The sequence below is a fragment of the Flavobacterium alvei genome (genome assembly GCF_002920895.1).
Taxonomy (GTDB): domain Bacteria; phylum Bacteroidota; class Bacteroidia; order Flavobacteriales; family Flavobacteriaceae; genus Flavobacterium; species Flavobacterium alvei.
Map to the genome: position 1 here is coordinate 116951 of NZ_PQVG01000007.1, position 22689 is coordinate 139639.

General features: G+C 32.8%; 24 protein-coding genes and 2 pseudogenes. 8 read left to right on the forward strand and 18 right to left on the reverse strand.

Going from position 1 to position 22689, the window contains the following annotated elements:
* Window positions 1-11: 11 nt before the first annotated feature.
* The 4 genes from C3L50_RS12855 to C3L50_RS12870 form a co-directional block, all read right to left on the reverse strand.
* The gene (locus C3L50_RS12855; RefSeq protein ID WP_103806583.1) at window positions 12-908 is read right to left on the reverse strand and encodes a tyrosine-type recombinase/integrase; all 897 of its coding nucleotides are present in this window, start codon (window positions 906-908) and stop codon (window positions 12-14) included.
* 70 nt (window positions 909-978) lie between these two features.
* Window positions 979-1176 carry a 30S ribosomal protein S21 gene (gene rpsU / locus C3L50_RS12860; RefSeq protein WP_103806584.1) on the reverse strand — a complete coding sequence of 66 codons (198 nt, stop codon included), beginning with the start codon at window positions 1174-1176 and terminating at the stop codon, window positions 979-981.
* A gap of 180 nt (window positions 1177-1356) precedes the next feature.
* On the reverse strand, window positions 1357-2499 hold the full coding sequence (locus tag C3L50_RS12865; RefSeq protein WP_103806585.1) for an acyl-CoA dehydrogenase family protein: 1143 nt from the start codon (window positions 2497-2499) through the stop codon (window positions 1357-1359).
* Window positions 2500-2515: 16 nt separating this feature from the next.
* Window positions 2516-3400, reverse strand: coding sequence for a ComEA family DNA-binding protein (locus C3L50_RS12870; protein ID WP_103806586.1), 885 nt, complete (start codon window positions 3398-3400; stop codon window positions 2516-2518).
* A gap of 177 nt (window positions 3401-3577) precedes the next feature.
* Between C3L50_RS12870 and C3L50_RS12875 the strand changes: the two genes are divergently transcribed.
* Window positions 3578-5056 carry an amino acid permease gene (locus C3L50_RS12875; RefSeq protein WP_103806587.1) on the forward strand — a complete coding sequence of 493 codons (1479 nt, stop codon included), beginning with the start codon at window positions 3578-3580 and terminating at the stop codon, window positions 5054-5056.
* A 74-nt stretch (window positions 5057-5130) separates the two neighbouring features.
* Here C3L50_RS12875 and C3L50_RS12880 read toward each other — a convergent pair whose 3' ends face one another.
* The 6 genes from C3L50_RS12880 to C3L50_RS12905 form a co-directional block, all read right to left on the reverse strand.
* Window positions 5131-5358 carry a PspC family transcriptional regulator gene (locus tag C3L50_RS12880; protein ID WP_103806588.1) on the reverse strand — a complete coding sequence of 76 codons (228 nt, stop codon included), beginning with the start codon at window positions 5356-5358 and terminating at the stop codon, window positions 5131-5133.
* A gap of 49 nt (window positions 5359-5407) precedes the next feature.
* Entirely contained in the window at window positions 5408-6679 is a 1272-nt protein-coding gene (locus C3L50_RS12885; protein WP_103806589.1) for a DUF2851 family protein, read from the reverse strand.
* Between the two features lie 108 nt (window positions 6680-6787).
* Window positions 6788-7270, reverse strand: a complete 483-nt coding sequence (locus C3L50_RS12890; protein WP_103806590.1) for a 3'-5' exonuclease — start codon at window positions 7268-7270, stop codon at window positions 6788-6790.
* Between the two features lie 46 nt (window positions 7271-7316).
* Window positions 7317-8153, reverse strand: coding sequence for a PLP-dependent cysteine synthase family protein (locus C3L50_RS12895; protein ID WP_103806591.1), 837 nt, complete (start codon window positions 8151-8153; stop codon window positions 7317-7319).
* Between the two features lie 215 nt (window positions 8154-8368).
* Window positions 8369-9946, reverse strand: a complete 1578-nt coding sequence (locus C3L50_RS12900; RefSeq protein ID WP_103806718.1) for a glycoside hydrolase family 43 protein — start codon at window positions 9944-9946, stop codon at window positions 8369-8371.
* Between the two features lie 145 nt (window positions 9947-10091).
* The gene (locus C3L50_RS12905; protein ID WP_103806592.1) at window positions 10092-12044 is read right to left on the reverse strand and encodes a putative porin; all 1953 of its coding nucleotides are present in this window, start codon (window positions 12042-12044) and stop codon (window positions 10092-10094) included.
* Window positions 12045-12213: 169 nt separating this feature from the next.
* Here C3L50_RS12905 and C3L50_RS12910 point away from each other — a divergent pair, with 169 nt between their 5' ends.
* Together C3L50_RS12910 and C3L50_RS12915 are read left to right on the forward strand one after the other, a co-directional pair.
* Complete coding sequence (locus tag C3L50_RS12910) at window positions 12214-12873, forward strand: ribonuclease HII (RefSeq protein ID WP_103806593.1); 660 nt, start codon at window positions 12214-12216, stop codon at window positions 12871-12873.
* A 111-nt stretch (window positions 12874-12984) separates the two neighbouring features.
* Window positions 12985-14007 carry a hypothetical protein gene (locus C3L50_RS12915; protein WP_103806594.1) on the forward strand — a complete coding sequence of 341 codons (1023 nt, stop codon included), beginning with the start codon at window positions 12985-12987 and terminating at the stop codon, window positions 14005-14007.
* Between the two features lie 107 nt (window positions 14008-14114).
* Here the strand turns inward: C3L50_RS12915 and lipB are convergent, their stop codons facing one another.
* The gene (gene lipB / locus C3L50_RS12920) at window positions 14115-14819 is read right to left on the reverse strand and encodes a lipoyl(octanoyl) transferase LipB (RefSeq protein ID WP_103806595.1); all 705 of its coding nucleotides are present in this window, start codon (window positions 14817-14819) and stop codon (window positions 14115-14117) included.
* A gap of 7 nt (window positions 14820-14826) precedes the next feature.
* A complete protein-coding gene (locus C3L50_RS12925) occupies window positions 14827-15588 on the reverse strand; it encodes a hypothetical protein (RefSeq protein ID WP_103806596.1) in 762 nt (253 codons plus the stop codon).
* A gap of 259 nt (window positions 15589-15847) precedes the next feature.
* Between C3L50_RS12925 and lysS the strand changes: the two genes are divergently transcribed.
* The gene (lysS, locus tag C3L50_RS12930) at window positions 15848-17548 is read left to right on the forward strand and encodes a lysine--tRNA ligase (protein WP_103806597.1); all 1701 of its coding nucleotides are present in this window, start codon (window positions 15848-15850) and stop codon (window positions 17546-17548) included.
* Window positions 17549-17702: 154 nt separating this feature from the next.
* On the opposite strand, the gene C3L50_RS16230 is transcribed toward lysS, so the two are convergent.
* The 3 genes and pseudogenes from C3L50_RS16230 to C3L50_RS16620 form a co-directional block, all read right to left on the reverse strand.
* Complete coding sequence (locus C3L50_RS16230; protein ID WP_133158885.1) at window positions 17703-17891, reverse strand: hypothetical protein; 189 nt, start codon at window positions 17889-17891, stop codon at window positions 17703-17705.
* Between the two features lie 169 nt (window positions 17892-18060).
* A pseudogene (locus C3L50_RS16615) lies at window positions 18061-18196 on the reverse strand (IS982 family transposase); the annotation flags it as partial.
* Between the two features lie 42 nt (window positions 18197-18238).
* Window positions 18239-18428: pseudogene (locus tag C3L50_RS16620) on the reverse strand (hypothetical protein); the annotation flags it as partial.
* Window positions 18429-18917: 489 nt separating this feature from the next.
* Here C3L50_RS16620 and C3L50_RS12940 point away from each other — a divergent pair.
* From C3L50_RS12940 to C3L50_RS12955, 4 genes are read left to right on the forward strand one after another with little or no spacing between them, the layout of a single operon-like run.
* Window positions 18918-19127: a DUF433 domain-containing protein gene (locus tag C3L50_RS12940; protein ID WP_103806598.1), complete on the forward strand. Its 210-nt coding sequence runs from the start codon at window positions 18918-18920 to the stop codon at window positions 19125-19127.
* On the forward strand, window positions 19120-19794 hold the full coding sequence (locus C3L50_RS12945) for a hypothetical protein (RefSeq protein ID WP_133158886.1): 675 nt from the start codon (window positions 19120-19122) through the stop codon (window positions 19792-19794). Before C3L50_RS12940 ends, C3L50_RS12945 begins: the two co-directional genes overlap by 8 nt.
* Window positions 19795-19832: 38 nt before the next feature.
* Entirely contained in the window at window positions 19833-20066 is a 234-nt protein-coding gene (locus C3L50_RS12950) for a hypothetical protein (protein WP_103806600.1), read from the forward strand.
* Complete coding sequence (locus tag C3L50_RS12955) at window positions 20051-20341, forward strand: type II toxin-antitoxin system RelE/ParE family toxin (RefSeq protein ID WP_103806601.1); 291 nt, start codon at window positions 20051-20053, stop codon at window positions 20339-20341. The genes C3L50_RS12950 and C3L50_RS12955 overlap by 16 nt, the downstream gene beginning before the upstream one ends.
* A gap of 37 nt (window positions 20342-20378) precedes the next feature.
* Here the strand turns inward: C3L50_RS12955 and C3L50_RS12960 are convergent, their stop codons facing one another.
* From C3L50_RS12960 to ric, 3 genes are all read right to left on the reverse strand, one after another.
* A complete protein-coding gene (locus C3L50_RS12960) occupies window positions 20379-21308 on the reverse strand; it encodes a glycerophosphodiester phosphodiesterase family protein (protein ID WP_103806602.1) in 930 nt (309 codons plus the stop codon).
* A gap of 95 nt (window positions 21309-21403) precedes the next feature.
* The gene (locus C3L50_RS12965; RefSeq protein WP_103806603.1) at window positions 21404-21886 is read right to left on the reverse strand and encodes a hemerythrin domain-containing protein; all 483 of its coding nucleotides are present in this window, start codon (window positions 21884-21886) and stop codon (window positions 21404-21406) included.
* A gap of 50 nt (window positions 21887-21936) precedes the next feature.
* Window positions 21937-22659 carry an iron-sulfur cluster repair di-iron protein gene (ric, locus tag C3L50_RS12970; RefSeq protein ID WP_103806604.1) on the reverse strand — a complete coding sequence of 241 codons (723 nt, stop codon included), beginning with the start codon at window positions 22657-22659 and terminating at the stop codon, window positions 21937-21939.
* Window positions 22660-22689 lie beyond the last annotated feature (30 nt).

Consider the following 22689-nt stretch of genomic DNA (forward strand, 5'->3'; position numbering starts at 1 on the left):
CATTAGTCAAATTATTTTTGATTTCTTGGATGCGCATCTTCATAGACTTTTTTAAGTTCTGATAAACTACTATGTGTATAAATTTGTGTTGATGCCAAACTTGAATGTCCTAACAATTCTTTTACTGAATTTAAATCGGCTCCGTTGTTTAAAAGATGAGTCGCAAACGTATGTCTTAATATATGCGGACTTTTTTTTACTTTTTCGGAGACAGTACTAAAGTAGGTATTTATTAATCGATATACAAACGAATCATTCAACTTTAACCCTTTTTTTGTGAGAAAAAAAAAGTCCAAATTGATAACATTCTCTAAATGTGTTCTTTCGTTAATATAGCAACTAAATTGTTTCGACACAATTGGCAAAACTGGCAGAATTCTTTCTTTATTTCTTTTACCTAGAACTTTAATAGTACTATTTGAAATATTTACATTTTCAATTTTCAAATGAATTAATTCCGTTCTTCGGATTCCAGTAGTGTAAAACAAATCTATTATTAATCTATCTCGCACTTCATCAAAACCTACAGGATTTTGCATTTGATTCAAAACTTCATCAATTTCTTTTTCCGAAAACGGAATTTGAAGTGTTTTAGGAGTTTTTAATGCCTTGTGTTTTAGCAGCGGACTGACTTCTATTTGTTTAGTCTTTAATAGAAATTTATAATAAGCTTTCAAAGACTGCATCTTTCTATTAACAGAAACATTAGAAACATTGTCATCTACAAGCGAAACTATCCAACTCCTAATTTGACTATAATTTACCTTATCTATATTTTCTTGATCGAATTGATTTTTATTGAACGACTCGAAGTAGTTGATGTCATTCAAATACGCATTCACCGTATGTGGAGAATATTTTTTCTCCAATTGCAGATAATCCTTGAATGCGTTCTTATTATTAGTCATAAAAAAAACCGTTAGAATCAAAGATATAAAACTTTAATAACTAACGGTACTTTATTTAGACAGAAAATAATTAACTATTCTCTATGTTGTCTCTCAAATTTTGAATGTAAGCCGCTTTTTGAATTTTGGCTCTGTTGGTAACTGATGGTTTAATAAAAGCTTGACGCGCTCTTAGTTGACGAACAGTTCCAGTTTTATCAAATTTCCTTTTATAGCGCTTTAATGCTCTATCGATATTTTCTCCGTCTTTAATTGGTATAATTAACATAATATAGACACCTCCTCTCGTTAAGGGCGCAAAAGTAAAAAATAATTATGAATTATGAGTTAAGAATTGTGAATTATTTTAAGAAGAAAATAGAATACAGAAGAAAGAGAATAGATTGAATCAAAAAAGCCAAGTTACAATACTTGTCTCTTGGCTCTATTTTCTATGTTCAATTTATTATTAGTCTTTCAAAATATTCCTTGAAATGACTAACTTTTGAATCTCTGTAGTTCCTTCACCAATGGTGCACAATTTAGAATCTCTATAGAATTTCTCTACAGGGTAATCCTTCGTATATCCGTAACCGCCGTGAATTTGCAGAGCTTCGTTGGAAACTTTCACACAAACTTCCGAAGCATACATTTTACTCATTGCCCCCGAAACAGTCATATTATGGTTGTTATTTTTTAAGAAAGCAGCTTTGTGCAACAACAATTCTGAAGCTTCAATTTCAGTAGCCATATCAGCCAATTTAAAAGCTATGGCTTGGAATTCGCTTATTGCTTTACCAAACTGATGTCTTTCTTTTGAATATTTCAATGCGGCTTCATACGCTCCTTTAGCAATTCCTAATGACAAAGCTCCGATTGAAATTCTTCCACCATCTAATATTTTCATCGATTGAATAAAACCTTCACCTACTTCACCTAATCTATTGGCATCGGGAACTCGGCAATTATCAAAGAATAATTCAGCTGTTTCGCTGGCGCGCATTCCTAATTTATTTGCTTTTTTTCCTGAAGTAAATCCCGGCATTCCCTTTTCGAATACAAAAGCCGTCATTCCCCTTGAATCACCTTTTTCGCCAGTGCGAACAATAACTACTGCTATTTCGCCTGAAATTCCGTGAGTAATAAAATTTTTGGATCCGTTGACAATCCAATCATCACCATCTTTTACAGCGGTTGTATTCATACCACCTGCATCAGAACCAGTACTATGTTCGGTTAATCCCCATGCCCCAATGTGTTCTCCGGTAGCTAATTTAGGAATCCATTTTTTCTTTTGTTCTTCATTTCCAAAAGTCAAAATATGATTTGTACATAAAGAATTATGTGCCGCAATTGACAATCCTATGGATGGATCTACTTTTGAAATTTCTTCGACAACTGCAATATATTCGTGATATCCTAAACCTGAACCACCCAATTCTTCTGGAACTAAAACCCCCATAAAACCCATTTTACCCATTTTTTTGAATAAGGAAACTGGAAATTTTTGAGATTCGTCCCACTCCATTATGTGTGGTCTAATATATTTTTCGGCAAAATCTCTTGCAGATTCGGCTATCATGGCTTGCGTTTCGCTGTAATCAAAGTTCATTTTTTGTACTTTATTTTTAGAACGCCAAATATAAGGCTATAATATTTGCCTTATCAATAGACAATCCTTTAATTTTTGTTAAATCTTGAATATTTTTTATATCTCCATTCATACTCCGAAAAGTGACAATGTTTTTGGAAATCGGGTATTTAAAATAGGGGAAAAGCGAAAGTTCTTTGATAGATGCATTATTAATGTCTATTTTTTTAATATTAGGTAGTGTCGAAACCTTGAAATGAGTATTCAAATTCTGTATAACCTCTGGCGACAAACCCCATATATCATTCATTTGTTCCATAGAAACAAAACCGCCAAGACTTTCTTTGAATTTTAGAATCCGCATCGAAATGGCCTCTCCTATTCCATATATCTTAATCAAATCTTCTTGTGTAGCTTGATTGATATCGATTACTTCCATTTTTTCTTTTTTGGCGAAAGCCGTATAAGCAAATTTTTTATACGTATTAAATTCTTTTTTGTTATTGACCCAATCTGGAAATTTGAAATAAGGCGAAATGGCATTCAACAATGAATCAGAAACTTTAGTCACTGCTTGAAACTCTTTGGGCGAATTCACATATTTATTTTGTTTTCTAAAAGCCAATAATCTGTCGATTTCAGGAACCGACATTCCGAGTTTGTATCCCTTATAATCGGTTATAAAATTGGGATTGAAAGGATAAATCTTTGGAACATAATCCAATTTTTCTTGTTTCAAGGAGTCGATTTGAGATTGTAAAGAAAGCCATTTTTCTTTTTCAAGAGAATCTTTGGAAACAGAACTAAAATCTACTAAAAAATATAGTATTTGAAAGATAATAATGATGCCAAACAATAAAAAAACACCTGTACGCTGTTCTCTTGAAAACTTAAAAAAAGATTTAATTGTTTCGGAAATCATTAAAAGACATTTTACAAAGCCTAAAAATATGAAATATTTTACAATTAAATACTTTCTGAATAAGATAATATCAATTTATCAAAAAAGCACTCTTTTGAAAAAATACAGATTTCTATGTCTCTAAAACTTTAAAAAAAACAATATATTTGAGAACTAATAACGATAAACCGAAATACTATGTCTATTTGGAAAAGAAAACCATTAGAACAGCTTTTAAATGAGGCAGCTGATTCTGAAAAAGGATTAAAAAGAACATTAACCGCATGGTCTTTAATAGCCTTGGGAATTGGTGCCATCATTGGCGCTGGATTATTTGTAAGAACAGCTATGGCTGCTTCACAAAATGCTGGACCATCTGTAACAATTGCATTTGTTGTTGCTGCTATTGGATGTGCTTTAGCAGGATTGTGTTATGCCGAACTTTCTTCTTCTATTCCAATTTCTGGAAGTGCCTATACCTATACATACGCTACTATGGGTGAATTTGTGGCTTGGATTATAGGTTGGGATTTAATTCTTGAATATGCCGTAGGAGCTGCAACTGTTGGGATTGCCTGGAGTGAATATCTCAATAATTTCTTGGTAAATGTAGTACACATTAGCCCAATACCCTTTGAATTTTCTCATTCGCCCTTTCAAACAGATCCAATAACAGGAGTTAGCGGAATAATTAATTTACCTGCATTGTTTATTGTTGGAATCATTAGTTTGTTGCTTATAAAAGGGATTCAGGAATCGGCTTTTGTAAATGGAATAATAGTAATTGTAAAAGTTACTATTGTAATTTTGATAATTGTAATTGGCTGGAATTTTATTAATCCTGTAAATCATACTCCATATATTCCTGCACCTTCTGTATTTACTGACGAACACGGAATTGACCATAATTATGGTGGAATTATGGGGATTTTAGGCGCAGCAGGAACTGTTTTCTTTGCCTTTATCGGTTTTGATGCCGTAAGTACCGCAGCTCAAGAAACTAAAAACCCAAAACGATCAATGCCAATAGGAATTCTAGGTTCACTAGCAATTTGCACCTTATTGTATATTCTTTTTGCCCACGTACTTACAGGAGTTGCCACTGTAGAAGATTTTAGAACTGGAGGAAAAGAAGCTTCAGTAGCATTTGCAATTAACAAATATATGATTGGTTACTCTTGGCTTGGTCAATTAGTAACTGTTGCAATTTTATTTGGATTTACATCAGTAATTCTAGTGATGTTATTAGGGCAATCCCGAGTATTTTACTCAATGGGTAAAGATGGTTTACTTCCTAAAATGTTTAGCGATTTACATTCAAAATTCAAAACTCCTTATAAAGCAAATATTGTCATTTTCATAATAGTTGGTCTGTTCGCAGGCTTTGTCCCAGGTGATATTGTAGGTGATATGACAAGTATAGGAACATTGTTTGCCTTCGTTTTGGTCTGCATTTCTGTAATCATATTGCGAAAAAAAGAGCCAAATATGACAAGAGAATTTAGAACGCCTTGGGTTCCTTTTGTACCAATACTAGGTGTTTTAGTTTGTTTATCAATGATGTATGGCTTGGGTTGGCCAAACTGGCTGAGACTTTTCGCTTGGATGGGAATTGGAGTTGTAATTTATTTTATTTACGGTAGAAAAAACAGTGTATTAAATAATCCTAAAGAATAATTTTTACTTCATCAAAAAAAAGGGATTATAAAGCATCGTTACTTTATAATCCCTTTTTGTTTACAAACACTTTTCTACAAATCAAAAACCGAAGTGCGTTTGGCTCGAATTAAATCCTTCAAACGAATCCAAAAAGCTAATGTTAGATAAACGCCAAACCATAATCCAGCAGTTACAAACGAAATATAAATAAAAAACAAACGCACACTAGTCACTCTCATTCCTAATTTATCGGCAAGGCGTGACGAAACATTAAAACCGTGCTTTTCAAAAAAATATTTGAGTTGAAGTATGGCAGACATTTTGGATGTTTGATTTTGGGTAAAATTACAAATTTATTTGATTATCAAATTAGTTTTTCTTCAACAAATCCATTCCAATAGCACAATCTAAGCAACGACTTTTGTTGCAATATTCGTTTTTGAGTTGCAATAAAGATTGGGTTTCAAAAGCAGTTTTTGATGGTATTCCAAAGGAACTAAATTTGTCGATAATTGCATTTTTCTCGGCTGTAACTTCATTCAACAATAGAATTAAATTCTCTGAGACTTCTTTACCCAAACTTTTTGCATAAGCAAATTGAAGCGGAATTATAGTATTTATAACAATCAAATCGACAAATGATTTAGAAAGTTTTTTCTTTTTCTGCGGACTTTCTTTATCAAACTGATAATGGTTTTGCCAATAATTGGATACCGAAACATCAAAAGTTTCATATATACTTTTTAAAGAATTTGCCTTGCTGATTATTGAAAATAAATTTTGCTGACTGTGATATAAATTCGCTAATTGCGATAATCGAATGGTTGGAAAATTATCGGGTCGATGTTTGAAAAATTGAACGGGTTCTACATTTTTTTTCTCTATTTGATATTTGTGAAGCAAGTAGAAGTACCTAAATTTTAAATCTTTGAAAAAGGTATCCTCTTTTTCAGCATCTAATAAACCTGCATTTCCCAAAAGTAAAGCTTCTAAATTTTCGACCTCAAAACTTTCTTTTCTAATAATTGAAAACGGAATGGATTGAGCAATTTTCAAAAAGATTTCGCCATTGGTATTCAATCCAAAATTTTTAGCTAAAAGACAAAACAAAACCGATTCCCAATCGCCATTAGTTGCCTTTAATAATTCAAAAATGGGATTTGATTTTCTTTCTAATCGTTCAAAAAACAATCGTTCTTGCCAATTTTTAAAAGCAAATTCATTGATTTCTTTTAAATTTTTCTCACAATAAATCCAGGATTTTGGCGCCATTAAAGATTTATAATTGGCTATTGTGGCTGTATCAACATATTTTTTGAGTTCCAAAACTGGAATTTCGGTATTGTTGCTTCTATAAATTTCAGTGTCATGTTCCCAAACCACGTGTATAATCACATTTTCGTAGGCTTCATCTCGTTCGTGATGATGCACATACCAATCGGAAGATTTAAGATGAATTTCTACATTTCCTGCCCATTTTTGATTTCCAATGACAATTTGTGCATTGAAAAAATCAGGTCCTGCAAGTTCTAAATACTGTCCTACATTAATAATAGTAATATCTTCTCCATTGAAAGTTTTTAAATTCAAGGTATCGAATTTCTTGAATTTCCAGAGATAATGGAGAAAATCTTCTTTCATTTTTACGTTTTTAGATTAAACACTAAAGTAGTCAAAATAGGAATAAGTTGATATTAGATTACTACTATTTATAAAACTTGAGGGTTTTTACAAAAAAACCACTACCGCTTATCGCATCAAATACAATTTGGCACAAGCCCGAGCATCAGATAACGCTTCGTGATGATTGAGTTCTATATTCATTTGACGACAACAATCACTTAATTTTGTTGGTTTTAAACCTTTAGATTTATAAATTTTTACAGTGCATTCCCAACGCGAACCTATATTCAAGGATTCATAATCTAAGCCGTAAAGCGCCATCGATTTGGCCAAAACATTTCTATCAAAGCTTTCGTTATGAGCCACAACAATGCGGTTTTGCAATCGTTTTTGAATTTCGGGAAATACTTGTGCAAAAGTTTTAGCATTTACAGTATCCCGCGGATAAATACCGTGAACTGCAATTGTAAATGGTGAATATTCGTTTTTTGGAGGTTTGATTAAAGTAACATATTCATCAACAATAACCCCATTTTCGACAGTAACAATCCCTACTGAACAAGGATGAAAGGAAGTGGCTGTTTCAAAATCTATTGCGGTAAAAGTCATTTTAGATTGTATTTCTTTTGGTTGTTCTTTTTTTCTAAATTAAATTTTAATCATTGAATACAACAACAATTACATCATCGGGCTTGAATTGTTGTTGGAGTTGCAGCACTCCATTTAATACTGCACCAGATGATTTTCCTGCTACTATTCCTTCTTTGAGTGTTAATTCTTTAGAGCAAAGTAGAGCATCTTCTTCCGAAACTTGTATTAAACCATCTAGTGAATAAGGTTCATTTTCTTGAGTAGCATTCCTTTTCAAACTTTCGATTTCAATTCCCAAAATTTTAATATTTGGATTCTTTTCTTTTAAAAATTGGCCAACTCCTGAACTAATTTCAACTGCATTTATATCAAAAACCAAATGAGTGATTTTGCCTTTAGTTTGTTCCCAAATTTCGATATCTGATTGCTCATAATGAGTTCGATTCGACAGATAATCCATTGGGTTTACAGACCAACTATCTGTAATTTCTTCAGATAATTTTTTAGAAATAGAAAAACAAGAATCAGGATGAGTTGCTTCAGCGTCAGTTTTACAAACGATTACTTTTGCTCCAATAGCTCGAAGAATATCTGTTTTTTCTTTAGGCTGAGTATCTGAAATAATGCAAATCAACTGGTATCCTTTGACATTGGCGGCTAATGCAAGTCCAAGACCAATATCTTGCAAAGTACCGTCAATAATAGTTCCTCCGGGTTTTAAATTTCCATTGCTCTCCGCTTCTTCAACCATTTTTAAAATCATTCTGTCTTTAGCAAAATTGACTAGATTGAAGTTTTCTACTTTGGCAAACACTGCCCCAGAAATTTCAGCAACCACTTTATTGAGTTTTATCAATGGTGTTTGCCTTGCGGTATCTAATATGTTTTTCGAATATTGCATTTATAACTTTACTATAATTTGAAAAAACAAAAGAAAATACCTTAAAGTAGCATACTTAGTTTTTTTAGTGTTTTGGTAAAAATACAAAATAAAATTCTTCTTGATAACCCTTAATTAGAATTTTCAAAAAAACGCGAATTCAGTTATGCCACAGTACAAAAGATATAATGAGAATCCGTTTGATTAATTACACACAACCACATTTTAAAGACGAATCATTCCATTCTAAACCAATCAAAATCGGAGTAACCATTACTTTTTTGAATATTGGGATTTAGAGAAAACAAACCGACTTTGGCTCCAATCCATACTCCTTCTTGAGCCTTAAATTTCCTGCTAATCTTAACATATTGTTTGTCGTCTAGACTATAACTAAATTGAAAATCGTTGGTATCAAAAAACTCCACTTTCAAATAACAAGTATCTGAATTTAAAGAAAATGATTCTAGTTCTTGAGTAAGATCTTCGCATTTATCTTTTTCACCTTTATAGACAACCATTTTATTGCCTTGAGTCGTTTTCTGAAGCGCAATATATGCCCATTCTGCCCCCATTATCACTAATCCGCTTCTATCACCTGCCAAATCTCCTTTGAATGTAAGTTTTGTTTTTGCAGTAAATGAAGGGGAAGAAATTTTTTGAAGAAATAAATTAGGAACAAACCATAGGTTTCCATTTTGAGTAAAATTCTTTTCAGAAAACAACCTAAGACTCCCTTTATTTTCAGATAATGAAAACCAACTCTCTTTAGGATTGGCGTGCCATTGCCATTGTTTCCCGATAATCGTATCATTAAATTCATCACTGGTTTGCGGAATAGTTATGGGATAGTTTTTGCCAACATTGGGTTTTTTGTACACACTAACTGGCTCACCAATTCCATCATTATTAATATCAACTCCAAAAATAGGCCAACCTTTTGACCAAGAAACAGGTTGTAAATGAACAATTCTTCCGAAAGGTTTCTTACTTTGAAAATGCATAAACCACCACTCACCTGATTCTAATTCGACAAGACCTCCTTGATGTGGCCCATTTACAGTTGTATTTCCTTGGTGTAAAATTATTTTATCTTCATAGGGACCATATATATTTTTGGAGCGCAATGCTGTTTGCCATCCTTCAGGAACGCTACCTGCTGGAGCAAAAATATAATAGAAACCGTCTTTTTTTAAGAATTTTGGCCCTTCAATAATAGGTTGTTTTAGTAGATCTTTGTAAATTAATTTCCCGTTATCCAAGATTTTCATTCCATCAGGACTCATTTTATGAAGATACAATTCATTGGCGCAAACTTTTCCTCGAATCAAATAAGCAGTACCATCATCATCCCATAACGGACAAGGATCTTCCCATCTTTCGACTTTTTCTACAAGGTTTAGACTCCATTTTGTAGCTGGGTTTTTAGTTGATGCCATAAAGAGACCATCGTTTGGGGTACAGAAATACACATAAAAAACACCGTTGTGATACCGAATTGAAGGAGCCCAAGAGCCTTCGCCGTGTGCTGGTTTTTCATATTTTTGAAGAGGCAAACTAGTATAAATATGATTTATTATCGTCCAGTTGACTAAATCTTTAGAGTGCAAAATAGGAATTCCAGGCATTGCATTAAAGCTTGAAGCCACCATGTAGAAATCCTCTCCTACTCGAATTATATCTGGATCGGAATAATCTGCATAAAGTATTGGATTTTTATAAGTGTCGTTACCCAAATCAGGAATCCAATTTTGTGCATTAGCAGTACTACCAATAATTGAGAAAATAAAAATGAGTATTTGTATTTTTTTCATACTTATGTCAAATTTTAAAAACACTATTTTTTTCTCAAGGATTCTATTTTTCATTGTTCCAAACTAGTACAAATCTCAAATTCTCATTTGGTTTGATGTTTGAATTTCAACTTATAAATCGAATTATAAAAAATTATTTTCAACCTTATTGGAAAAAACTCCAAACCAATCCTAATCGAATGATAAAATCGCCTATTGGATTAGTCGGTGAAGCCAAATAATTGTATCCTGAAAGCGAAGAATTAAAATGTTCTAAAGTCACATAGATTCTAGTGCGCTGAATTCTAGCATTGAAGAAAAAATCGAAGTTGGTGTAATTCCCAATTTCTTTCTTGTTTTGAACAAAAAACTCCCCAATTACAGGATTATATTCATTTCCGTAATAGTTTGTAAAATAATTAAATGTCACCCCTGTTTGAAAAAACAAGGATTTATTAAACATCTCTTGAGAAAAGTACAAAGTGTTTCTGGTTAGAAATTCTGGGACATTAAGTATTAAATCTGACTGATCTACTTTTTGATATAAAATAGTATTGTCTAAAGCAAATTTCCAAAACTTGAATTCATTACTGGCTTTCACGGATAAATAGTTAATTGTATTTGCGTATTGAGCAGGTGCAACAATTTGTTGATGCAATTTAATTTGATCCTCAGTTGTACTATTGGCAAAATACAAATGATCATTGAATGTTGAATATTGTACTGAAAGATTCACCCAAGGTGAATTAGCATTGACCATGATCGAATTGATTTTCTCATTCTTAAAATCATTAGACCAATTGTAATTTACAAAGCTACTTTGATACAAATTATAGTTGTCATTAGGCAACTTATTTATGTTTTGGTACTGAAAAGAAAGCAAGGTTTCGTCGTTCAATTCATATTGCATCTTAGCATCCAAATTAGAAAGAGATTGATTGGTAAATGACCTAGAAAACAAAAACTTTCCAGTCCATTTATTTTTCTGGTAATCATATTGCCCTCCATAACTATCAATTCTTCGACTTAAAGAAGCTGGAATCGTTTGATCGTCCAAAATTAATATTTGATTGTAATAATAATTGCTAAAAAAATCATCTACAAAAAAATGGAATTTCCCTAAAGTGGAATTTTCATAAGCCAATCCCACTTTGTTATAGGTCTTATTATAATGGGTTTGATCGTTTATACCACTGGTTTTGTAAGAGTCACCAAATCGATATACAGTTGTTCCGCCAACAGTAGAAGTAACTGTGGGCTGATTGTATTCAAAAAATTTATTTTCGTAATTGAATTGATGAGAAACATACAAATTATTATTCCCTTTGACCGAATTGATTCTAAAAAAATGATCCAAAAACACTCGTTTTCCTTTTAGAAAAGACCGTGCATCTTTCAAATAGACTTCTAATCGTTCTCGTGTTAAATAATCGGGATTACCACTTTCAAAAGCTTCGACATCGGTAATTCCTCCATTTTCTTCATTCAAAATGTCTTGTCCAGTAAAATGTGTGTTTGCAAAATAGCGCTTGTTTTTGGTATTATAACTCGCTGTAAACCTAAAATTTCCAGTACTTGCCATTTGATTGATGTATTTCCCATCAGAGCGCAATCCTTTGTAGGCTAACGAAAAATTAAATCTTGGAGAAGTATTTACCGTAAAAAAAGCATCTACATTTTGCCCTTTTTGCATCACTGATTTAAAATAAAATTCGGTAACAGGAGTCGCTACTGAACAATACCGTATTTGATTGGCTTCAATAAAATTAAAATGCTTGGCTTTGAAACCAAATTCCGGAAGTGGCGAAAACGTATTCAAACTGTATTGCAAAGTATTATAAGTCTGCCCCTCGTTAGGAAAAGCCAAAAGTCCAAAAAGGTCTTTTCGCAAATAATTATGACTGTATTTCTTTTGAATTGTAAGCGAAGTATCGATGTAAGTCGTGTCGCGTTCCAAAGTAATCACTCGATACATGTCTATTGTAGCAACTGGCTCATTCTTTTTTACTGAATCTTTGCCAATCAGATTATCCAAAATATTGGGTTTTCTACTATTTTTCTCTTGAGAAAAAAGCAACGTCGAGCAAGACAACAAAACAACCAGAAAGAAAATTCTCATCGAGAAAGGGTATAATTATGAAAAACGATTTTTTTAATCAAGGCAAAGGTAAATGAAAAATCACATAAATAAAAAAAGGTGTTGATTTATAAGAATATTTTAGCAAATTGAAAATAGAAACATTTTTTGAAGAAATTTTTATAATATTTGTGTTCCAATACCATCTACTATGTTGCTCTCTAATTTTTCTAATTTTATTCTAGAATCTGGCACAGATGAAGCCGGTCGGGGTTGTCTGGCTGGTCCAGTAACTGCTGCGGCAGTAATCCTTCCAACCGATTTTGAAAACGCCATCCTAAACGATTCCAAACAATTATCTGAAAAAGTTCGAGAAAAATTAAAGCCGATTATTGAAGCCCAAGCCATTACATTTGCCGTAACCCATTTGCATCCGAAAGAAATTGATGAAATCAACATCTTGAACGCTTCGATGAAAGGAATGCAGGAATGCATTTTGAAATTATCCCAAACTCCCGAATTTATTATCGTAGATGGCAATCGAGCATTGAACGCCAAATTGGGTTTGAAAACCACTTTTGGAAAACGATTTACAAAAGAAGAAATCGAACTACTGAAATCAATCCCGAATCAAAGCATCATAAAAGGAGATTCGAAATACCTGAGCATTGCCGCCGCTTCCGTTTTGGCAAAAACCTATCGTGATGATTTTATGAATCAAATTCACAAAGAATTCCCAATGTACAACTGGAAAAAAAATAAAGGTTATCCAACCAAAGAACACCGCGAGGCCATTAGAAAATACGGCACTACCAAATACCATCGAATGAGTTTTAGGTTGTTGCCGGAACAGTTGGAACTGGAGTTTTAGGTTGTTTTTTTAATAAAAGTTTTTTGATTTTTTGTAAAGAATTATTTATATATTTGATATTAAATAATAGGTGACTTTTGTCACACATATTAACGAGTTGGCTGATATTTTATGAGAAAAATAACGTACCTATTTATCATTTCTATATTATTTAGTTGTGGAGGTGAAAATCCATATCCGAACAAAATTTCTGACTTTAGAAGTGAATTACAAATTCCTCTCAAAAAACTGGCTTCTGAAAAAAAACTTCCATCTAGTGATACGATTGCAAGAAATTACATAAAGGAGAATTGCACAAAAGAAGAATTGCTTAAATTACTTAAATGTGAAGACCCAATATTAAGAGTGATTGCTTACAGAACATTAGTAAATAAAAATGAAAAAGATTATTTTAAAATTCTTTTAGGGCATTTGAGCGATACAACTAAAGTTGAATGGTGGTATTACGAAGATGCGGCTGATAACTTTATGGTTTCAGATTTATTAATTAGAAAAGCAGAAGACAGCAGAAAACTAACACGAACTGAAAAAAACATTTTAGTTGATAGTGTTTTGTTGAAACATTCATATTTAGGTGTTTCAAATTGGATGTTACAAGACATTGAACCAAATGAAAAATATTATTCAATAATAAAACAAAAATCTAAAATGAAAACTGATAGATGTGGAGAACAATTAGGAGCTTGCTACGCATTATCAAAATTTAAGAAAAAAGAAGATTTAGAGTTTTTAAAAAACACATTTAATAATCTTGAAAATCCTTGTGAAGATTGGATTTTTAAATCAATAGAAGAGAATCCAAATGAAATTTATTTTCCAATATTAAAAAAGTATTTTGATAAAACTGTTAAAAAGAAAAAGCAATCCTCATATGATGACTTCAAGTACTATTGTCGTGCAATCGCAAAATATCAAAACAAAGAAAGTTTAGTATTATTAACAGAAATATTAGATAAAAAAAACTATCCTGATACTTGGTATTTTAAATACAACGAAGAAAATGTTTTTAGAGCAATTCACAAATATAAAGCGCCAATTTATGAAGATTTGTACAAAAAGTTGAAACCTAAAATGAGTGAATATGTAATGGAATATTTAGACAAGCCAGATTATAACGAAAGTAAGACTTGGTAAAAAAACAGCTACCAACAGCTAAAGTTTCGTTGCCTCAACACGAACAATGAATTATTAATCACCAAATAAAGTCCTTGACAATCTGTTCAATCCGTTTCATCCGTGGCCTATTTAGTCACAAACTCAGCTTCAAACAATTGAGTTAAATGTTTGATAATTTTTGCTTTCACTTCGGCTTCATCTACTTTTTCGACACCGAGTTCCACATTTAAGGAAGTCACCGCTTTTCCGCGAATGCCACAGGGAATAATGTTGTCGAAATAACCCAAATCGACATTGACATTTAAAGCAAAACCGTGCATCGTAACCCAACGAGAAGCACGAACACCCATCGCACAAATTTTACGGGCAAATGGTGTTCCCACTCCGAGCCAAACGCCTGTTTCGCCATCGCTTCGACCGCATTCCAATCCGTATTCCTGCAAAGTCAGGATGATGGATTCTTCTAGAAAACGCAGGTATTTATGGATATCGGTAAAGAAATTTTCCAAGTCTAAAATAGGATAACCCACAATTTGGCCAGGTCCGTGATACGTGATATCGCCACCACGATTGATTTTATAGAAAGTCGCACCCTTGGCTTCGAGTTGTTTTTCGGAAAGCAATAAGTTTTCTAGATCGCCGCTTTTCCCCAAAGTATAAACGTGCGGATGCTCGACAAAAAGAAAATAATTGGGTGTTGCAATAGTAGTTTCTTCTCTCCTATTCTGGATTTTCAAATCGACAACCTTCTTGAATATTTCTTCCTGATATTCCCAAGTAGTTTTATAATCTTGGAGTCCTAAATCTTGCAGTTGGATGGTTTTGTTCATTGCTGTTTTATTCAAACTCTACATTAAGATTCATTTTGTCTGGATTATCTGTGTAATCTGTAAAAGGATAGGTTACGGTTATCGTTTTTCTGTCATCGCTAAATAAAGCGTCTGGATTAGATACTTTTTTTACAGGTTTCGGAAAATGGTATTTCAAAATATATTTAGACGAAGCAAACATCATTTTCGCCATTCCCAAAGAGTCGTTTTCTGTTTTTTTTATGTCCGATTTTGCAACAATCGCTTTTCGAGTAAAACTTTTGGCATTATAACTAAAACTCAATTTAGCATTATTGATTCCCATTCCGCTCATCATAGCCGCTGGATTGTCTTTTTTATCAGCACTCCCTTTGAGATCTTTTAATGCTCCTAAAGTTTCGGTCAAATCATCCAATTCATTTATGCTTTTGAATGGCGTTTTCATAGCCAACAAAAACTGTTTGGCTTCAGGATCCATTTTGATATTGATTACAAAATTTTCCAGTTTTTTAATTGCCAATTGTTGTTCAAGAGACAACTTGGCAATACTATCTTTTTTGTCTTCAAAAATTTGCTTGAACGAAAAAGTAGAATCGATACTTTTTGTATTTTCTTTTGCATTCATCCCTTTTAATGCTTGGTCTCCAGCCATAGCCATAAAACCCGAACCATCCATTTCTAAAGAGAATTGTCCTGTTCCGTCTGGTTTAATTTCTATGTTTTCGGTAAAAGTGCAACTCGTCATCAGGAGAATTACAAACAGTAAAAGTGCTTTTTTGAATAACTGCATTGTTGTATTTTTTTTTCAAAGATACAAAGACTGCTTTAAATCTATTAGTTTTATGAAAAACAAAAGTTATTGCTTAGCCCCGATAGCCAATTGCTCTCGCAATTACCTTTTGTGCCGGTGTTCGGCACAAGAGATATAGTGAACAGCGGGACGACTGTTGTTGAAAAGCCCAATGTTTCAGCTCCTAAAAATTCTAAAATCCGCATTCTGAAATCTGCAATCTATTTGTTATCTTTGCACTCTTAAAAATCAGAACCTAATGGCATTATCAGAACAAGAAATCATCCGAAGAGAGAAACTTCAAGCCTTACGCAACCTAGGAATCAATCCTTATCCTGCCAATCTTTTTCCTGTAAATCATACTTCAAAGCAAATAAAGGAGTCTTTTGAAGAAGGCAAAAAGGTGATTGTGGCCGGGCGTTTGATGAGCGTGAGAGATCAGGGGAAAGCTTGTTTTTCGGAATTGCAGGATAGCGAAGGACGTATTCAATTGTACGTGAATCGTGATGTTTTGTGTTTAGAAGAAGATAAAACCTTGTACAATACCGTTTTCAAAAAATTAACCGATTTAGGCGATTTTATTGGTATTGAAGGCGAATTGTTTACGACTAAAGTGGGTGCACAATGTATCCGTGTAGATAAATTTACTTTTTTGAGTAAAACCTTGCGTCCGTTGCCATTGCCAAAAGTGGATGAAGACGGAAAAGTGCACGATGCCTTTAATGATGCCGAATTGCGCTACAGAATGCGTTATGTGGATTTGACGGTGAACCAAAACGTGAAAGACACTTTCGTTAAAAGAACCAAATTGTTCAACGCAATGCGTGGTTTCTTTAATGAAGCAGGTTATTTAGAAGTAGAAACTCCAGTGTTGCAATCGATTCCTGGTGGTGCGGCGGCGCGTCCGTTTATTACGCACCACAATTCGTTGGACATTCCGTTGTATATGCGTATTGCGAATGAATTGTATTTGAAAAGATTGATTGTGGGTGGTTTTGATGGTGTGTATGAGTTTTCGAAAAACTTCCGTAACGAAGGAATGGACAGAACGCACAACCCGGAATTTACCGCAATGGAAATATATGTAGCCTACAAAGACTACAACTGGATGATGGATTTTACCGAGCGTTTGTTAGAACATTGCGCGATTGGTGTAAATGGAACGAGTGAAGCGACTTTTGGCGAACACAAAATCAATTTCAAAGCGCCTTACGCTCGTGTAACGATGACAGATTCCATCAAACATTTTACCGGTTTTGATATTTCGGGCAAAAGCGAAGCGGAACTGTTTGAAGCTGCTCGTGGAATGGGGATTGATGTGGATAACACGATGGGGAAAGGGAAATTGATTGACGAAATTTTCGGTGCGAAATGTGAAGGAAATTATATTCAGCCGACTTTCATTACTGATTATCCAAAGGAAATGTCGCCGTTGTGTAAAGAACACCGCGACAATCCAGATTTGACGGAGCGTTTTGAATTGATGGTTTGTGGTAAAGAAGTTGCGAATGCATACTCGGAATTGAATGACCCAATTGACCAAAGAGAGCGTTTTGAAGACCAAATGCGTCTGGCTGCCAAAGGTGATGACGAAGCCAACGGAACGATTGACGAAGATTTCTTGAGAGCCTTGGAATACGGTATGCCACCAACGTCTGGTTTAGGAATTGGAATGGATCGTTTGATGATGTTTTTGACCAACAATGCGTCTATTCAAGAAGTGTTGTTCTTCCCTCAAATGCGTCCGGAGAAAAAGCAGACTATTGAATTATCAGACGAAGAGAAATTCATCGTAGATTTATTAAAAAAAAGTGAAAATAAAATGGATTTGACGCAATTAAAAATTGCTGCGAATTTAAGCGGTAAAAAATGGGATGCGTCTATGAAAAATTTATCGAAACACGGCTTGACTAAAGTAGCAGTTGATGGCGAAAGTAAAGTGGTGGAATTGGTGGAGTAGATTTCACAAACCTATTGACACAAAAGGAGTTTCTGTTTGGAAGCTCCTTTTTTCTATTCCAATAATAGCATTGCAGCAAAATTTGCACTACATCACCGTTTTTAGGATTGATCTGTTATTTACCCTCTGTGCAAACTAATTAATTATTAAATCACTAAAACAACGATTTTTTAGCAAGGTAAGCGTGAATCTCAATTAGTATTAGGATTGGAAGAGCCAAAGGGAATAGTAATGATGTCATAAATAGTTCGACATCCCAGCCGTCACCATTATTTGCTTTTTTATTGGCGATTTCAAATGATGCGATATATGTAATTGCGAGGTATAAGTTTATAAATAGCATTAGCGTTGCATTTTTAGTAGGTTTGGGTTGTTTGATTCCCGTTGGTTTTGAAGGGGGGACTTCGCTACGAGGGAGATCGATTATTTTATATTTGTTGCCATTTTTTGTCTTCTTTTATTTCGGCAAACTTTATTGACTTATGACTAAATTATATTGTTGTACTTTTTCTGTTTTGTGAAGCACGAAATCCTTTAGGCGAAACAGTTTCAAAATCTCTTTTACAGATTTTAATTCTGTTATCACTAGCAAATTTGCAGATTTCAAATAGCATTCTAAAAACAACGAAGTAATCTTCAAATCATAAAAAAAGAAAAGTAATCTACTTTTTTATTTATGCAATAGACTTCGTTAAATTAAATTAGGAATCTGTTTTTTATATATCTCTTTATGTAAATAATTTTTACGGTCAATTGACATAAATTCAGCAGTCAAACTCAATGAAACTAATTCTTAATCAAACATTTTTTGTTTCCGTCCGACAACAAACTTAAATTCTAATTCACAATTCAAAGGTAATTTAAAAAACCATAGGCTCATCACAAAAACACGATTAAATGCATAAATTAATAGTTTAAATGCATTAATTTAGTTTTTTTATAAGTATAATTTTATAAAAATAAATTAAATTACTTCTCGTTTATTGCATAAAATAATTTTCAAGAGTAGCAGAAAAATTATTTTTAAAAACTAAATTATTGTTCTTCCAACAAATGCGTCCGGAGAAAAAACAGACTATTGAATTATCAGACGAAGAAAAATTTATAGTAGATTTATTGAAGAAAAATGAAAATAGAATGGATCTTCAACAACTAAATGACTGCGGATTTGAGCGGTAAAAAATGGGATGCCGCCACCAAAGGTTTATCAAAAAACAACTTGATTAAAGTAAGTCTTGTTGGTGAAAGTAAAATTATGGAATTGGTGGAGTAAGGTTTATTCCAAAATGTATATAAAAAAGGAGTTTCAAATTTGAAGCTCCTTTTTTTATAGAAAAATTATCTTTATATTTGAGTAAAATTAAATGTTATGGAAAATCTAATTTCAAGAATAACAATAAATCCTGATGTTTGTCACGGCAAGGCAACTGTGAGAAACATGCGTTATCCTGTAGAAATGATTTTAGACTTACTTTCCTCTGGGATGGGGTTTCAAGAAATCATTGAAGATTACCCTGCCCTTGAAAACGAAGATATTTTAGCTTCAATATATTATGCTAAAAATAAATATAATGTGTGAATTTGATTGGGATATAATGTCTAAATATCTAGCCCCCTTCTTAGCCTTCTTGGGTGCATTTTTACCAATTTATTTTGCAGGAAATAAAAAAATAAAAGAAATAAAAGCCGATTTAAAACACATTAATACTTTTAAACAAGTTGAATTAGATTATAAAAGAGCTGAATTCTTATATGCCCAAAAACATAAAGGATACGAAGATTTATTAAAAATAATAAGTAAATATTCTACTGAAACTCGTGATTTAATTTTTGAAGATTTCTTGTTAGTTGTTTTTGAATTTAATTTTAAGAAAAATGAACTTGATTCGGATAATGATGATGAACTTAAATTATTTTATGAAGAATATCGCGAAAAATTTAGCTCAATTTCAAAAAAATACAATGATCTATATCAATTATTAAATATAGAAATTCAGCCTTCAATTTTAAATTCTTCTGATGAAGTATATGAACTAATTGAGAATGTAAAGAACAGTTACAATTTAATATTTAAAAAGTTTAACGATGATTATCTTCCCAAACTTACTACATTAACTATGGAAGAAATGGAAAAACATAATGATGAAATAAAAGCTTTTTCTCTAAAATATCAATTATCATTTGATCAACTAAAAATCCAAATGAGAAAGGAAATAAAAGAAGAAGAATCTAAAATCCATAAATAATTTTTTCCTTAACTTTGTTATTCTAAACCACATTAGTTATGAGTACTTTAGAATTAAAACTAGCCATATATGACAAACTAAAATCTGTAGAAGATGATAGCTTGTTAGAAAAAATAATGAATTTACTCAAAACTATTGATGAAAATAAAATTTACCGCCTGAATGAATATGAATTAAATATGGTAAAAGAAGGGGAAGAAGACATAAAAGCGGGGCGTTTATACACAAATGAAGAAGTAATGGCTGAAGAAAACAAATGGCTAAACGAGTAATCTGGACAGCCAAAGCGAAAGCTAGTAGAAAGTCAATTTTAACTTTTTTGGATAAACAATATGCCAAAAAACTTTCCGCCGAAATAAATAGTATTATTGATTGCTTTTCAAAATTTGAATTGATTGGAAAAGAATCAGATTATAAAACAATACGAGTGTTTGTCTTTAAAAACTATTCTGTTTATTACAAAGTCCAGCAGGATGAAATAGTTATTATTGGTATTTTGGATAATCGCAGAAATCCAAATGAAACCAACAAAAACATAGACTTATAAAAAAGGAGCTTCAAAATTGAAGCTCCTTTTTTGTTTATTACATTTTCTTAATTTTAATGTGTTTCGATTTCAATTTCTTATCATCGGCAAACTTCATTAATTGTATTCCCGCTTCGATGTGCCTGTCGGAGGAAAGAATATTGGCACCATTTTCTATTAATTTATAGTACAAATCATTGCCTTTTGCGGCAGCGCTTTTATCAATATTGCCCATCGTTCCAAGAATGCAAGCAATTTTTCGGCTGTGCAAATACTGATACACTTCTGGTTTAGGTTCAGAAGTTCCCACAAAAGCAATCATTTTATCGGCTTTGATCCCAAGGTTTTCCATACGTTCTACATCTTCTTTTCCTCTGGCAGAAACCGAAATCATTAAATCTGGAGCTAATTTAGCCACTTCAGCAGCCTGATTGGCATTGTAAGTAATAATCACAGAATAAGCTTCCGCTTTGTTTCTTCGAACGGCGTCAACAATCATCTGCATTGGAACTCCTTTCTTGACATCGAGATTATAAATCACTTTATCTTTTCCCCATTTCAAAACTTCGTCCAAGGTTTCAATTTTATAGGGCGTTTGATTGCCTTCATTATCTTCCAAAAATAATTGTTGCAATTCTTGATAACTGTAATCGTCAATTTTACCGGTTCCAGTTGTGGTTCTGTCCAAAGTATTATCGTGCATCATCACCAAAACCGAATCTTTACTCAAAGCAATATCAGTTTCCACGATGGTAGGATTATATTTTATGGAATTGCCAAATGTTGCCGTACAATTTTCTGGAAAACCAGTTACAGATCCACCTCGATGAGCGCTCACTAATGGAATATATTTATCGGAATAACTCAAAAATCGATGCAGCTGTTTAGTGGTTTTGAATTGCAACCGATATTCTTTTTGTTGGGCAAAGCTGTTTAAAAATACAAACAAAAATAAGCTAAGAAAGAACCTTTTTGATTTGATGAACATATCTTTTTGTTTTAGTGTACAAAAGTAGCCAATCCAAAAGTCAAAAATTAAAATTAGACTTTAAATTAATCTTAAGAATTAACTATCCAAATCAATTATTCCCAAAATGGATCCGTCAAGTTATCCACGAATTTTTCGTCGGAATGGTTGATTTCTATAGATTGCAATTGTTCTGCTGTGGCAAATTTTTGAATTTCGCCAAACAAAATACGTTCTTCAAAACGAATATGACTTTCTAATTCTTCTTCAATCAAACTAATGTTTTTTGAAATTTCAGTATTGGATTCAAAGAGTTGTTTTATCCTTTCGTGTTCCGAAACGGCTTTTCTAATTAATTCATTTTCGTTTCCCAGAATTGGAAAAACATATTTTTCTTCCACATCAAAATGAGGAATTAAATAATTTTGGTAAAACCAGTCCGCATACTTTTTTATGCGTGATATTTCGACGTTTTTTTCAAATCCAGCTCTTATTTTCCAACAAAACAACAAGCCGTGATGGTGCTCCCTGCTTAATGGCTTTAAAGATTCACTGCGCTTGATTGGCTTATCTGTTTCGTAATCGCTATTCTTTTTCATGATTTTTTCGATAAAACATTTCTCAAAATTATGAGCAATTTATTTTAGATTTAAGACAATTCCTTCTCCAACTCAATAGCTTTAGGGAATAGAATATTATTTTCTAAATGAATGTGCAAGTGCAAATCTTGTTCAAATTCTTTTAGCAAACCAAGAGTTACTCCATAAGTATTGCAAGCATCTTGTGGCGGTGTGTAATTATTGCTCAACTCTTCAATTTTTCTAAATCGATCTCCTTCGTTGGTGTGTTCTTGCATCATTGCTTCGATTGGATTTTGTACTGTTCCAAAAGGAGGCGCAATTACTTTTGAACCTTCTTGTTTTGCTTTGGCCAATTTTCTAACAAATGGAAATAAAATTAATTCTTCTTTTTTCATATGCATTGCCAATTCGCCTGCCGTTTTGTTGAAATGTTCATTGATTTCAAATAATTCGGGATGACGATCTCCGTGTACTCTGCAAATTTTATCCAAATAAGGTAAAATCTCCGCCGTTTTTTCTACTACATAACGATGGTGTTTTTTCTCAATATAATCTGCCAATAAATCCAAAGGCCAAGATTTATAGTCTGTAGAATTATCTCCTTGTGCTTGAATTATAGTGTCCAAATCATTTACTACTGATTTGGAATCAATGTTTTTCTTTTGACAAGCTTCGTCAATGGTTCTGTTGCCTTGACAACAAAAATCTATTCCATATTTTTTAAAAACTGAAGCTGTACGGTAGTCTTTTGCTACCAATTCTCCGATAATTTGATTTTCTTGAATGTTCATTGTATTATTATTTAAGTTTGTTATTATTGG

Bases quoted from the DNA above. Each gene is read 5' to 3' on its own strand.
- C3L50_RS12870 (WP_103806586.1), bottom strand. From the start codon at position 3,400: ATGATTTCCGAAACAATTAAATCTTTTTTTAAGTTTTCAAGAGAACAG.
- C3L50_RS12905 (WP_103806592.1), bottom strand. From the start codon at position 12,044: ATGAGAATTTTCTTTCTGGTTGTTTTGTTGTCTTGCTCGACGTTGCTT.
- C3L50_RS12890 (WP_103806590.1), bottom strand. From the start codon at position 7,270: ATGACTTTTACCGCAATAGATTTTGAAACAGCCACTTCCTTTCATCCT.
- C3L50_RS12960 (WP_103806602.1), bottom strand. From the start codon at position 21,308: ATGTTCATCAAATCAAAAAGGTTCTTTCTTAGCTTATTTTTGTTTGTA.
- C3L50_RS12965 (WP_103806603.1), bottom strand. From the start codon at position 21,886: ATGAAAAAGAATAGCGATTACGAAACAGATAAGCCAATCAAGCGCAGT.
- C3L50_RS12910 (WP_103806593.1), top strand. From the start codon at position 12,214: ATGTTGCTCTCTAATTTTTCTAATTTTATTCTAGAATCTGGCACAGAT.
- rpsU (WP_103806584.1), bottom strand. From the start codon at position 1,176: ATGTTAATTATACCAATTAAAGACGGAGAAAATATCGATAGAGCATTA.
- C3L50_RS12885 (WP_103806589.1), bottom strand. From the start codon at position 6,679: ATGAAAGAAGATTTTCTCCATTATCTCTGGAAATTCAAGAAATTCGAT.
- lysS (WP_103806597.1), top strand. From the start codon at position 15,848: ATGGCATTATCAGAACAAGAAATCATCCGAAGAGAGAAACTTCAAGCC.
- C3L50_RS12950 (WP_103806600.1), top strand. From the start codon at position 19,833: ATGAGTACTTTAGAATTAAAACTAGCCATATATGACAAACTAAAATCT.
- C3L50_RS12945 (WP_133158886.1), top strand. From the start codon at position 19,120: ATGTGTGAATTTGATTGGGATATAATGTCTAAATATCTAGCCCCCTTC.
- C3L50_RS12895 (WP_103806591.1), bottom strand. From the start codon at position 8,153: ATGCAATATTCGAAAAACATATTAGATACCGCAAGGCAAACACCATTG.
- C3L50_RS12940 (WP_103806598.1), top strand. From the start codon at position 18,918: ATGGAAAATCTAATTTCAAGAATAACAATAAATCCTGATGTTTGTCAC.
- C3L50_RS16230 (WP_133158885.1), bottom strand. From the start codon at position 17,891: ATGCTATTTATAAACTTATACCTCGCAATTACATATATCGCATCATTT.
- C3L50_RS12925 (WP_103806596.1), bottom strand. From the start codon at position 15,588: ATGCAGTTATTCAAAAAAGCACTTTTACTGTTTGTAATTCTCCTGATG.
- lipB (WP_103806595.1), bottom strand. From the start codon at position 14,819: ATGAACAAAACCATCCAACTGCAAGATTTAGGACTCCAAGATTATAAA.
- C3L50_RS12900 (WP_103806718.1), bottom strand. From the start codon at position 9,946: ATGAAAAAAATACAAATACTCATTTTTATTTTCTCAATTATTGGTAGT.
- C3L50_RS12855 (WP_103806583.1), bottom strand. From the start codon at position 908: ATGACTAATAATAAGAACGCATTCAAGGATTATCTGCAATTGGAGAAA.
- ric (WP_103806604.1), bottom strand. From the start codon at position 22,659: ATGAACATTCAAGAAAATCAAATTATCGGAGAATTGGTAGCAAAAGAC.
- C3L50_RS12915 (WP_103806594.1), top strand. From the start codon at position 12,985: ATGAGAAAAATAACGTACCTATTTATCATTTCTATATTATTTAGTTGT.
- C3L50_RS12880 (WP_103806588.1), bottom strand. From the start codon at position 5,358: ATGTCTGCCATACTTCAACTCAAATATTTTTTTGAAAAGCACGGTTTT.
- C3L50_RS12955 (WP_103806601.1), top strand. From the start codon at position 20,051: ATGGCTAAACGAGTAATCTGGACAGCCAAAGCGAAAGCTAGTAGAAAG.
- C3L50_RS12875 (WP_103806587.1), top strand. From the start codon at position 3,578: ATGTCTATTTGGAAAAGAAAACCATTAGAACAGCTTTTAAATGAGGCA.
- C3L50_RS12865 (WP_103806585.1), bottom strand. From the start codon at position 2,499: ATGAACTTTGATTACAGCGAAACGCAAGCCATGATAGCCGAATCTGCA.